General features: G+C 60.1%; 7 protein-coding genes and 1 pseudogene. 5 read left to right on the top strand and 3 right to left on the bottom strand.

Translation table 11 applies throughout. The annotated features are described in order from the left end of the window. Positions 1-17: 17 nt before the first annotated feature. Together B0D78_RS03640 and B0D78_RS03635 are read right to left on the bottom strand one after the other, a co-directional pair. Positions 18-464: a HutP family protein gene (locus tag B0D78_RS03640; protein ID WP_078015628.1), complete on the bottom strand. Its 447-nt coding sequence runs from the start codon at positions 462-464 to the stop codon at positions 18-20. A gap of 246 nt (positions 465-710) precedes the next feature. Then, positions 711-2,153, bottom strand: coding sequence for an NAD(P)/FAD-dependent oxidoreductase (locus B0D78_RS03635; RefSeq protein WP_078015627.1), 1,443 nt, complete (start codon positions 2,151-2,153; stop codon positions 711-713). 612 nt (positions 2,154-2,765) lie between these two features. Between B0D78_RS03635 and B0D78_RS03630 the strand changes: the two genes are divergently transcribed. The 5 genes and pseudogenes from B0D78_RS03630 (at position 2,766) to B0D78_RS03610 (ending at position 7,811) form a co-directional block, all read left to right on the top strand. Beyond that, on the top strand, positions 2,766-3,551 hold the full coding sequence (locus tag B0D78_RS03630) for an ABC transporter permease (protein WP_240496110.1): 786 nt from the start codon (positions 2,766-2,768) through the stop codon (positions 3,549-3,551). A 2-nt stretch (positions 3,552-3,553) separates the two neighbouring features. Then, positions 3,554-4,297 carry an ABC transporter ATP-binding protein gene (locus B0D78_RS03625; RefSeq protein WP_078015626.1) on the top strand — a complete coding sequence of 248 codons (744 nt, stop codon included), beginning with the start codon at positions 3,554-3,556 and terminating at the stop codon, positions 4,295-4,297. 29 nt (positions 4,298-4,326) lie between these two features. After that, positions 4,327-5,094 carry a glycosyltransferase family 1 protein gene (locus B0D78_RS03620; protein WP_168169987.1) on the top strand — a complete coding sequence of 256 codons (768 nt, stop codon included), beginning with the start codon at positions 4,327-4,329 and terminating at the stop codon, positions 5,092-5,094. Between the two features lie 27 nt (positions 5,095-5,121). After that, positions 5,122-5,496, top strand: a pseudogene (locus B0D78_RS03615) (glycosyltransferase); the annotation flags it as partial. 2 nt (positions 5,497-5,498) lie between these two features. Beyond that, positions 5,499-7,811 carry a glycosyltransferase gene (locus tag B0D78_RS03610; RefSeq protein WP_078015623.1) on the top strand — a complete coding sequence of 771 codons (2,313 nt, stop codon included), beginning with the start codon at positions 5,499-5,501 and terminating at the stop codon, positions 7,809-7,811. A gap of 121 nt (positions 7,812-7,932) precedes the next feature. Here the strand turns inward: B0D78_RS03610 and glgP are convergent, their stop codons facing one another. Beyond that, on the bottom strand, positions 7,933-12,189 hold the full coding sequence (gene glgP / locus B0D78_RS03605) for an alpha-glucan family phosphorylase (RefSeq protein ID WP_078015622.1): 4,257 nt from the start codon (positions 12,187-12,189) through the stop codon (positions 7,933-7,935). Between the last annotated feature and the right edge of the window lie 12 nt (positions 12,190-12,201).

Raw genomic sequence — 12,201 nt, 5'->3', positions numbered from 1 at the left:
TTGTCTGTGTGCAAAAATCAATTGCCGAGAATCTGATAGCCGACGCCGATGGATTTGTGTCCCGACAGCTCATGCATGGCCAGGTTTCCGTAGAAGCACAGCGTGAACTCTTCCCTGCGCCGCACGACGGCCGCTTTGAAACAGAAGTTCTGGCCGATGGCGTCGGAAGCGCGGGTACTCTGCGCCGTTTCGAGGACGCAGTGGCAGACCGGATGAACATGGGACCTCTTGCGTTCGATCACGTTCGTATTCAGACAGAGATTGACCACGCTTCGCACGATGCTCGTCTGGCTGTCGATGCCGAACCCCGAAATCATCGTCGCGGCGCTGCGCAGGCCAAGTTTTTGATACTGCGCGATGATTTCCTTCTCGACGTCCTGATTCGGCGTCATGGCAAGGAGAATCACCAAACGGCAAAGATCGGTTTCGTTGTCGGGGATCATGAAATTCTCCCACGTTACCATGGCATCACTCTCCTCATCCGATGAAAAAATAAAAGCAAGTGAAAGCAAGCCCTCGCGGCCTGTTTTTACTTGCTTACTCAGATACTTTTACTGGCGCAAAAAACTTTGGATTTTTACTTAGTATGCTATGGATTCATATACTTTTCTTACGTCGAAAGTATATAACAGAATTCTTCCCCTCGTCAAGTGTTTTTTGTTCGATCGATTTTCATTCGAAGGCACTGAAGCGGCATGGATATTTCCGCGTCAGCGGCGCGGCATTTTCTCCATCGCCAGAGCGATGAGGGCGAGGAAGGGGTCGTCCACGGAGTTATGCGCGGGGGAGTGGATGAAATAATGTCCGAAAAGGTCCTGTACGGTCTCGCGCCGCGCGACGATGTCCACGAAGCGTTCGGCGAGGTGGACGGGGCTGTCGCCTGCCGAGACGATCTGGAAGCCGAGGATCTGGCCGGGCTTGAATCCCTCGTCTTCGCCCGTGGAGAGAACGACCTTCCAAACGGCGTCCTTGCCCGAGGGCATGAAGGGATCTCGGCTGCGCACCGGCAGGGAAAGCGGGATCACATTGAATCCGGCGCGGCGGGCCGCTTCTTCGCTCCAGCCCACGGCGCCCCAGTGCAGGCCGAAGATCTCGCTCACGCCCCAGAGCGTCGCAGGCGGAAGCTGCGCGGGCAGTCCGGCGACGTCCATAACGGCCGTCATGGCCTGGCGCATCGCCAGCGTGCCGATCAGCGGCAGAACGGAGCGCCCCGACGCCGCGTCGGCGACCTGCGCGGCGTCTCCCACGGCCCATACCGAAGGCAGCGAGGTGCGCTGCGCGGCGTCGACGACGATGCCGCGCTCGATTTTCAGCCCCATGGCGCGCGCCAAATCGAGGCGCGGGCGCACGCCCGAAGCGAAGACGACCGCGTCGGCGGCGAGTTCTCCGCTGCGCAGCGTCAGCGTGCCGGGCGTCCAGCTCAGCACGGCGTCGTTCAGATGGAGTTCGACGCCCCGTTCGCGCAGGCGGCGTTCTACCGCCGCGGCCATGTCGGCGTCCAGCGCCGAAACGGCGTGCGGCAGAGCTTCTACGGCGACGACGCCGACGCCGCGGTCGGAAAGGGCTTCGATGATCTCCAGGCCGACGGCTCCCGTGCCGACGACGGCCACTTTTTGGACGCGCGCGGCCAGTTCGTCCAAAGCGCGAGCGTCCTGAGCGCCTCTGAGGACGTAAACGCCGTCGGCGAGGAACGAACGCTCGACGAGCCGGTCGCCGACGGCGACCATCAGGCCGGAAGCGCCCCCCTTTTCTTTTAAGATCCCTTCCGCCGGCGGCAGCCAGGGGACGGCGCCGGGAGCGAGGATCAGGTTCTCGTAGGCGATCTGCGTCTCGCCCGCGGGGCCTGCGACCGTCGCGGTCTTCGCCGCCGCGTCGATTGTCGTCACGGAGCCGAAAACGACGTCTTTCGCGGCGTTGGGCGGCAGGCGTTTCTCGCGCGACAGATCGACGACCGTCGCTTCGGGGCCGTCGGGGATCAGGCGGCGTCCCACGCCGTAGGGCAGGCTGCAGATGACGGTGGGTTCTTCGTTCATCACCATGACGGCCGGTTCCACGCCGAAACGGCGGGCTGTGATGTACGACACGCGGCCGCCGGGACCTCCCCCGACGATCAAGAGTTTTGCTGCGCGCACGGCTTCTTTTTTCTCAGACATGTTTTCGTTCCTCCTCCGGAAATGTCCCCGCATCCGCCGCGCCGCTGCCGGCGCGTTCTTTGGATGCAAGGCGTTTTTGCGCTGTGGTTCCACTTTAACCGTTCGCCGGATTTCTTTCAGTGATAACGTCACAGTTCTCTGATATTGAAATAACGGCAGTTGTTATTCATGTTTATTTTTGTTATACTTTATTCACGTTAAGCTTCGAATAGGCGCGGTTATAGGATTCGGGAAAATATATGACGCTGAGGGGTTGACAACGATGTCCGAGGCCACTATGCTGTCACAGCACAGCACAGCACAGCACAGCACAGCACAGCACAGCTAACTAAAACTGTTTCCTTCGATAGAGTGAAAAAGCCTCCGGAAGGCGGCGGAACGACCAGGTTTTGTGGTCGTTCCGCCGCCTTCCGGAGGCTTTTTTTGTAAATGTACGTTTGTGTGACAAGTTGAACGTTCTATGATGTAAAAGCTAACGTAAGGATTATGTCGTGCGCTTTTTCGCTCATGGGACCAAACGATTTTCCGGATTAGGAACTGTTCCGATCCTGATTTTCAATTAAAAAGCACAATTGAAAATCAGGATCAGTTTACGGAAAGGGGCTTCCTCATTTGAGAATCCTAGCCAGAGCCAAAGAGATCTACGCTTACCGCGAGATGGTCTACAACCTCGTGCGGCGGGATCTTCACGGACGCTACAAACGTTCTTTCTTCGGTTTTGCCTGGACGTTTTTGAATCCTCTTTTACAGCTCATCGTCTATACGATCGTCTTTTCAACCATCATGCGCGCGGGGATCGACAAGTTTTATTTATTCCTTTTCGTCGCCCTGATCCCGTGGACTTTCTTCAGCGCCTCGCTCACCGGCGGCTGCGGTTCCGTCCTGGCCCAGGGCGGCATGGTCAAGAAAATCTACTTCCCGCGCGAAGTCCTGCCCATCGCCTTTGTCACGACAAGCTTCGTCAACATGCTCTACTGTTTCGTCGTCGTGTTTGCCGTCGTCGCCGTATCGGGCGTCGGCTTCAACCTGCGCGCGCTCCTGTGCCTCCCGTTCGTCATGCTCGTCGAGTACGTCATCTGCCTGGGCGTCGCCCTGCTGACGTCGGCCGTCACCGTTTACTGCCGCGACCTGGAGTACATGCTCGGCATCGTTTCCATGCTGTGGATGTACCTCACTCCGGTCCTCTACCCGATCTCCATGGTGCCGCGGCGGTACCTGCCGCTTTTCATGCTCAACCCGATGACTCCGGTCATCACGGCCTATCGCGACATCCTTTACGCCGCCAAAGCGCCGGAACTCTCCACGCTGCTGCACTCGCTCGCGATGGGCGTTCTCGTTTTGGGCGTCGGCTGGTACGTCTTTGAAAAACTGCAGCGCGGTTTTGCGGAGGAACTGTAACGATGAAAGCCATTCAGGTCCATGACGTCGCCAAACGATTCAAGATCTATTACGACCGAAATCGAACGTTGAAAGAACGCCTGCTCTTTCGCAAAAGGAACCGCTACGACGAGCGCTGGGTCCTCAAAGACGTTTCGTTCGACATCGAGCAGGGGGAAGCCGTCGGCCTCGTCGGCGAAAACGGCTGCGGCAAAAGCACCACGCTCAAGCTGCTCTCCCGCATCCTCTTTCCCGACCGCGGCACGATCGCCGTCAACGGCCGCGTCTCCTGCCTGATCGAGCTGGGCGCCGGCTTTCATCCCGACATGAACGGCATCGAGAACATCTACCTCAACGCCGCCATGTTCGGCGTCGGCCGCAAGGAAACCGGCAAACGCCTCGACCGGATCATCGCCTTTTCGGAACTGGAACCCTTCATCGAAAACCCCATACGCACCTATTCTTCGGGCATGTACATGCGCCTCGCCTTTTCCGTGGCGATCAACGTCGATGCCGACGTGCTGTTGATCGACGAGATCCTTGCCGTCGGCGACATGAACTTTCAGGAGAAATGTCTCGCCCGCCTGCGCGAGATCAAGGAGCGCGGCGCCACCATCGTCATCGTCTCCCACTCGCTGGGACAGATCGAAGCCTTCTGCGACCGCTCCATCTGGATTGACGGCGGACGCGTCCAGGCCGACGGCGCCCCCGCGGAGACCCACGCCCGGTACGCCGCGTTCATGAACGGAAAGAAGGCTCAGCCATGATTCCCGCTTTATTGGGTATGAAAAACGCCATGGGAGAAATGCGCGCGCGGCCGCTGCGGATCCTTCAGGTCGTCGACAAGCTCACGCCCGACAGCGGCGTTGCCGGCGTTGTCCTGCGCTATCACGACGCAATAGACAAAAAACGAATCGTCTTCGATTTTCTCGCGCATGAAGAGCCCGACCTCTGGATCAGACGCAGACTCGAAAAAGACGGCTCGAAGATCTTTGTCGCCCCGCCGCTGCGTCTCGCCGCGCTTGTTCCCTATCTTCGCTTCCTGAGACGCTTCTACGCGGAGCATCCCGAGTACGCGATCGTCCACGGTCACCTGCCCAACGCCGCGCCGTTTTATCTGGGCATGGCCCGGGCGGCCGGCGTGCCCGTGCGCATCGTTCACTGCCACAACACCCGCAGCGGCGACACCGCCCCGAAGAGGATCAGGAACAGCCTGCTCTTCAAGCTGATCCCCTTGTGCGCCAACGTGCGCTGCGCCTGCTCGGAGGCCGCGGCCAGGTTCCTTTTCGGCGCGCGCAACGGGCGCGTCAAACGTCCTTATCATTTGGTCCGCAACGCTTTGCCGCTGGGACCGTACCGTTTCCGCCCCGAGGTGCGGGAACGGGCCCGCGGCGAACTTGGCCTCGGTACGGACTGCCTTGTGGTCGGCCACATCGGCCGCATGTGCCCGCAAAAAAATCAGGCCTTTCTGCTGAAAATCTTTGCCGCGTTTTACGCCAAACACAAGAACGCCGTGTTGATGCTGATCGGCGACGGCGAACTGCATGAAACCCTTCGCCGCTAGGCCCGCGAACTCGTCCCCGAAGGAGCCGTCCTCTGGCTGGGCGTGCGAAACGACGTCCCCGCGCTCCTTCAGGCGATGGACGTTTTCGTCCTGCCCTCGCTTTACGAAGGTTTGCCCCTTGCCGCGCTCGAGGCTCAGGCGTCGGGCTTGCCCTGTCTTTTGTCGGCGAACATCACAGAAGAAGCCCGCATCGTCCCCGGCTTGGCGCAGTATATCAGCCTGCAAGAAACGCCCGCCGAGTGGGCCGCCCTGATCCAGCCCCGGCACGAAAGAACGTCCGACACCGGACGCTTCTTTGCCGCCGCCGGCTACGACATTTCCACTGAAGCGGCAAAACTAGCAACACTGTACGAAAAACTTCACGAAGAACATTGCCGGCAACGCCCGGCGGAGGAGCCTTGACGATGAATGAAACGACAAAACAAACACGGCCGCAGAATCGCTACGACGTCAGCTGCCTCGTGACCTTTCACAGCGAGGGCTATCTGGCGCACCGTACGCTGACTTCGATCGGCATGTGCCGGGACTACGCCGAAAAGCGCGGACTCCATGTCGAGCTGGTGCTCGTTCTCGACAACGCCGATGCCGTGACCGAAGCGGTCGTCGCCGGGCACTTCGCCGTACGCAAGGACGATCAGATCCTACGCGTACATGAACGCAGCGCCCCTATGTCACGGAATAAGGGAATACAGGCTGCCAAGGGAGAATTCATATCCATTCACGATGGAGATGATTATTATTCTGAAAATCTCGTCTATGAAGGAGTGGCGCAGTGCAAAGCACAGCCGCGCCTGATCACGCATGCCGAGATAAATATCGGATTCGAATCCGAGTATTACATGTATAGAGTTGGAAATATCCGACACGGCGATTACACAAAATACGATCTGCTCACTCAGAATCCTCTCAGCGTGCAAACCATAGCACCTCGACACGTATTTATACAGATCCCTTACCAGCCAACTGGAAACGGTTTTGGTTACGAGGATTGGCATTGGAATGCCGAGACGATAGCCGCCGGATTCGAACACGTTACAGTTCCGCATACATTCATGTTCTATCGGCGCAAAAGACAAGGATCAGTACTTGCAAGAGAATCTGCCAGCAAGTCTTTGATTCGTCCGAGCCGTTTGTTCGATCAGCTGGAATCGCCAATGCATGAACTGTCCTCCTCCATTTTGCGAGACAACCTGTCGGAAAACACCTCTCGAAAGCCGGTCGTTTCTGCCGATCTTGCCGATGTCGTAAAAACTGCCCGAAGAAAATCACGGCTCTACGCTTTTCTTAAGCCGCCGGCTAAAAAACTGATTTCCAAATTGCCCGACGACCTGCAGCCGCCGGCAAAGGCTTTTGCGTGGTCTTTTCTGGCACTGGCCCGTTCGGTCAGAGAACATGTCAGAAACAAACGGCCGACGCCGGCTGTCCAGACGTCGCCAGCCGTCCCGCAGACAGAAAAGCCGGCGCCAGAAATTTTCCCCACCGTCAGCATGGCCGAATGCGTTGCGGCGCTCAAGAGAATCTCGCGCCTCGACTCGTCGCTTCATCCTGACGTGAACCCGCCGCTTTATGAATACCGTTTTGTTTCGGACGACCGTCTCGGCCGACTCTTCGCTCTTTTGTACAATCCCATAAAGGGGCAACGTTACGATGCAGTGTACCTCGTGCCGTGGCTTGTGCCCGGCGGCGCCGATCTGATGACGATCAACTTCGCCAACACTTTGGCGGGACAAGGCAAAAAGGTCCTTGTGATCAGCACTTTGCCCTGCCCGTCACCATGGCGAAACCAGTTGGCCGAGGGCGTGGATTTTGTCGACCTCGGCAACGCGGCCGACGGATTTTTCAACGAGGACAAGAAGCTTCTTCTGGCGCGCATCCTGCTGCAGCTCCAGCCCAAGGCCGTTCACTGTATGCTGTCGCAGCTGGGCTATGAGACTTTTATCGACTATGCTGCCGCCCTGAGACAATACATGAAGCTCTATGCTGCGTTTTATTGCGACGAAAAGCGCAAAGATGGCTCAGATGCAGGATATGTGCCCCTCTTTCTTATGGCAATACTGCCGATCGTATCGGGGATCAGCACGGACAACACGGTGATGCCACGTCTCTGGCACAGGAAGTACGGCGCGCCCCTTGCGCTTTTCAGTACGGTTTATGGGCGTATGGATTTTGCGCCTTCCGATGGGGAAAATCCTTTTTGCAGCGGGAAATCCGTTCTCTGGGCCGGGCGCTTCTGCCAGCAAAAACGCCCGGAGCTTTTGCTGGAAATCGTCAAAAAAATGCCCGAGACTCATTTCTTCGTTTATGGTGAACCGTATGCGGAAGAGGACAGACACCTGTACAGTTCTTTCAAATCTCTGCCGAACGTCACTCTTGGCGGAAAATATAGTGGTTTTGTCTCTCTGCCGGTCAAAGAGTGCTTCTGCTTTCTCTACACCAGCGCGTATGACGGCCTGCCCAATGTTCTCCTCGAAGCTGCTGCAGCCGGCTTGCCCACAATTGCGCCCGACATCGGTGGCATCAGCGATTTTATCAACGATCAAACCGGTTGGCTCGTGGGACAGGATGCATCGGCCGATGATTATGCGAGAGCAATGGAAGAGATGCGCAGCGCGCCGGAACTGCGCCGGACAAAAGTCCTTGCGGCGCAGAATCTGTTGCATGTACGCCACAATGAAACGGCTTTTAAAAACAGTATATTAAAGTTCTATGGATTCTAGGTGTTGTAAAAAAACATCATATCATCCCATAGAACGTGACCTGTCATAACAACAACGGCTGTCTCATCTTCTCAAATGGGAAGATGAGACAGCCGTTGTACTTCTGTGGCAAGAGAGATCGTTAGCCCCACTGGATCAGGCCCGTGTCGAACAGGTTGTCAAGATCGGGGCTGTAGGCGAGGACGCGCAGGCCGTAGAGGTAGCGGCCGTTGTGGGTGGGGGTGTAGGCGCCTTGATAGACGAGGCGCCCCTGGTCGTCGCTGCCGGTGCAGGAGAGCGCGAGCACGTCGGGTTTTTCGATGAAGTTGCGCTCGTCGCTGCGTCCGGCCACGAATTGGAGCTGCAGTTCTTCGGGTTTCATGGCGCCGGGCACCACGTACGCGGTGACGCTGAGCGGATCGGTGCAGGCCACGGCGTTCTGCACGAGGCCCTGAACCTGGATCTGATCGATGCGCACGCCGGCGAAGCGCGCTCCGACGTCGGCTTTCCAGGCCGCGAGCGTGCGGGGCAGCAGGCGGTTTTGGGCGCGCATTTTCACGTGGCGCTGCGCGGCCGGCCGGTAGCATTCTTCGAAGTACTGGCGCACCATGCGAGCGCTGCTGTACTGCGGACTCAGCGTAGCGACGCTGTTTTTCATGCGCGCGATCCAGCCGTGGGGGAGGCCGTCGCCGGCGCGTTCGAAGTAGAGCGGCGCCACTTCGTCTTCCAGCAGCGCGTAGAGGCTTTCGGCGTCGGCGTAGTCGCTTTGTTCGGCGGGCGCGTCGTGAATGGAGGTGACGCGGGGGCCGATGGTCCAGCCGTTGAGGCCGTTGTCGCCTTCGCACCACCAGCCGTCGGACACGCTCAGGTTGAGCGTGCCGTTGGGGGCCGCTTTCTGGCCGCTGGTGCCGCTGGCTTCGTAGGGGCGGCGCGGCGTGTTCAGCCACACGTCGCAGCCCTGCACCATGATTCTGGTGATGTCGAGGTTGTAGTTGGGGATGAAAAAGAGTTTGCCGAAGAGTTCGTTTCGGCTGGCGAGCACGACTTTCTGGATCAGGTCGTTGCCCTGCGTGTCGGCCGGATGGGCTTTGCCGGAAAAAACGAGGATCACGGGACGCCGGGCATCCGAGAGGATCTTCGTCAGCCGCGCCAGATCGGCGAGGACGAGCGTGGCGCGTTTGTAGGGCGCGAAACGGCGCGCGAAGCCGATCACCAGCGGCTGCTGCTGCCATTCGGAAGAGGCCTTGTGGAACGCCTTGGGCGACGTCTTCTTGAGCAGCTCCAACAGGGCTTTTTTCTGCTCCTGCTTGGCCTGCCAGAAATCGGCGTCGGCGATCTGTTCCACTTTTTGCCATTGCGGCGACTGCGGCGGCAACGCGCTCCAGTCCGCGCCCACCGCCGTTGCGAGCAGCGCCGCCGCGGGGCGCCCCGCAAAGCTGTTCAGGTGCACTCCGTTTGTGATGTAGCCGATGGGGATTTCTTCCGTGGGCACGCCTTTCCAGTTGAACTGCCACATGGCGCGCGACACGCCGCCATGGAGGCGGCTGACGCCGTTGCTGCGCATGGCGTGGTTCAGCGCCAGCAGCGTCAGCTCGAAATCGCCGGACGTTCCCGGACGGGTGCCCAGGTTCATCAGCTCGTCGCGGCTGACGCCGATGCGCCGCGCCAGCTCGTCGAAATAGCGGTGCATGAGTTCGGCGGAGAAACGTTCGTTGCCGGCGTCCACGGGCGTGTGAGTGGTGAAGACGCTGTCGCCGCGCACCACCTCGCGGGCGGCGGCGAAGCTGAGGCCGCGGGTCAGACAGAGGTGGCGGATGCGTTCCAGGATCATGAAGGCCGAGTGCCCTTCGTTCATGTGGTAGGCGCGCGGATGATAGCCCAGCGCCGCCAGCGCGCGCGGACCGCCCATGCCGAGCAGGATCTCCTGGCGGATGCGTGTGTCGCGGTCGGCCACGTAGAGGCGCTCGGTGATGCGGCGGTCTTCCTCGGTGTTCTTGGGCGTGTCGGTGTCGAGCAGATAGAGCGGCACGCGCCCGACCTGGACTTTCCAGACGCGGGCGAAAAGCGTGCGCCCCGGCAGGTCAAGCGACACGTAAAGGTGTTCGCCGGTCTTTTCGTTTTTGACGCGGCCGATGGGCAGCAGCCGGAAATTGTTCTCCGGATAAAGCGCCGTCTGGTGGCCGTCGGCAGCGATTTTCTGCTGGAAGTAACCGCATTTGTAAAGCAGCCCCACGGCGACCAGCGGGATGCGCAGGTCGCTGGCCGATTTGAGGTGATCGCCGGAAAGCACGCCGAGCCCCCCGGAGTAAATGGGCAGACTTTCGTGAATGCCGTACTCGGTCGAAAAGTAGGCGACGGGCGTCGTGGCCGTCAATTCGGGGACCGACGTGTCGAAAGGCGCCTTCATGTCGGCGTCGAATCGTTCCAGAGCGCGGCCGTAAAGCTGCACGTATCCTTCGTTCTGCGCCAGCTCGACAAAGCGGCTGTGATCAGTTTTCCCCAGCAGTTCGACGGCATTGTGACCGATTTTGTCCCACAGCGCCGGATCGACGCGGCGGAACAGCGGCTCGTATTCGGGATGCCACGTCCACCAGAGATTGTGGGCCAGTTCGCCGAGGCGGCTCAGCTTGTCCGGCAGCTTGACCGAGCTGGTGAAACCGTGCAGCAGCGGCGTCACCGACGGCGTGCCGGTGAAAACGCGCGTCAGGATCTCGTCGTCCATGCGCGAAACCGGCCGCGTGGCCACGCGCTGGCGGGCCTGATTCGCGGCGAGAGCGTAGGCGTCGTCGTAATGCTGATAAAAGGTGGACCAGTCGGTCTTTTCGGCCAGCGCGCGGGCGGCGGCGCGGCGCTTCAGCAGCGCTTCCTCCGGCAGCGAAGCCAGCTCGCCCATCAAAAAGGTCAGTTTTTTCACCGTCGCCTCGTAAGGCGCGTGACTGCGTTCGATGACGGCGATGCCCTCGTTCTCGCCCTGTTCGCGCGCCCACAGGCCGAAGCCCGCCAGATCGCTGGTGACGGTCGGCACGGAATTGGCCGCGGCCTCCTGAGGCGTATAGCCCCACGGCTCGTACCACGAGGGGAAGATCCCTGCGTCGCAAGCCGACAGCACCTCGTCGTAGGTCATGCCGAAGAGGCCGTCCTGCCCGTCCAGCAAGGCGGGATTGAGGACGACCTGCACGGCGTTTTCGGGACGGTTGTCCAGCCCGAGGCGGGCGCAGGCGTTCAGGATCGGGTCGTGAACCTTGTCGAACACCCGATGGGCCGTGATCCAGAAGGGCGCGTCGTCGGGTTTCTGGGCGGGATTGCCCGAGAGCGCCCGTTCGTCGGTGCCGTTGTGTCCGTTCATGACGGCGCACAAGGCGACGATGGGCGGTTCGCCCGCGGAACGCGAGCGGTTCAGCGCCGCGGCGGCGTCGAGAAACAGGTCGATGCCTTTGTTGCGGAACTCGTAACGCCCGGAGATAAGGAACAGGCGGCTGTTTTCCGGCAGCGGGCGGCGCAGCAGCCGGGCGACGGCGGCGAGAATTTTCTTCTTGTTGGCGGCGGGCGCGGAACGGTCGCCGCTGTAATCGGGAATGGCGCTCAGGCTCAGGCCGTTCGGCGTCACCAGGTCGGGGCGGCGGCCGAGAAACGCCGCCGCCTCGTGAGCCGTGAGGGCGCTGACCGTCGTGAAACAGTCGGCTTCGCGCGCGGCGGCCGTTTCCATGGAACATTTGGCGGTGACGTTGAAGTTGGCGGCTTCGCGCGCTGCGTTGATCTGGTCCATCTCGGCGTAGATGTCGCGCCCCGCCCCCGCCATGGAGCGTCCCAGCACGGTGGCGTGGGTGGTGAATACCGTGGAAATGGAGGGCGCGTGCTTTTTCAGATAGAGCAGGCCGGCGCCGCACATCCACTCGTGAAAATGGGCGGTGACGGCGCGTTCGCCTTCGTTCTCGTCGGAGATGACCTGCGAGAACGCCGCGATCGCCTCGCCGCAGGCCATGCTGAACATCACCGGCTCCACGTAGTCCCACGCGCCCGTCAGCGAATCGACGCCGAAGTCGCGCCACAGGTCGTAAAGGATCTGATTCTGATTGTAGCGGTCCTTCCAATCCACCAGGACCGCTTTGGGCGAACCGGGGATGTCCCAGCGCCCGAAGCGGCATTTCAGATTGTGAAGCGCCGCGGCGCGTCGGAACGTCTCCCACAGGCGGCCTTCCTCGCCTTCGGCGGAAGCCTCGATGAATCCCGGGTTCTTGTCGCGCGCCGGACCGAGCAGAAAATAGTTCTGTCCGAAGCGATCCACGGCCTGCCGGGCCTTGGTGGCGACCACGGTGTAAATGCCGCCGACTTTGTTGCACACTTCCCATGAGACTTCGAAGAGCGTGGCGGGAAGCTGGGCTGAATCCTTATGCGTCATAAAATACCCCTT

This window comes from Pyramidobacter sp. C12-8 (genome assembly GCF_002007215.1).
GTDB lineage: Bacteria > Synergistota > Synergistia > Synergistales > Dethiosulfovibrionaceae > Pyramidobacter.
This window is presented reverse-complemented; position numbering and strand designations above follow the sequence as displayed.

What these genes read in the sequence shown, in the direction of transcription:
- B0D78_RS03640 (WP_078015628.1), bottom strand. Translation starts at nt 464, where the DNA reads ATGGTAACGTGGGAGAATTTCATGATCCCCGACAACGAAACCGATCTT.
- B0D78_RS03635 (WP_078015627.1), bottom strand. Translation starts at nt 2,153, where the DNA reads ATGTCTGAGAAAAAAGAAGCCGTGCGCGCAGCAAAACTCTTGATCGTC.
- B0D78_RS03625 (WP_078015626.1), top strand. Translation starts at nt 3,554, where the DNA reads ATGAAAGCCATTCAGGTCCATGACGTCGCCAAACGATTCAAGATCTAT.
- B0D78_RS03620 (WP_168169987.1), top strand. Translation starts at nt 4,327, where the DNA reads ATGGGAGAAATGCGCGCGCGGCCGCTGCGGATCCTTCAGGTCGTCGAC.
- B0D78_RS03610 (WP_078015623.1), top strand. Translation starts at nt 5,499, where the DNA reads ATGAATGAAACGACAAAACAAACACGGCCGCAGAATCGCTACGACGTC.
- glgP (WP_078015622.1), bottom strand. Translation starts at nt 12,189, where the DNA reads ATGACGCATAAGGATTCAGCCCAGCTTCCCGCCACGCTCTTCGAAGTC.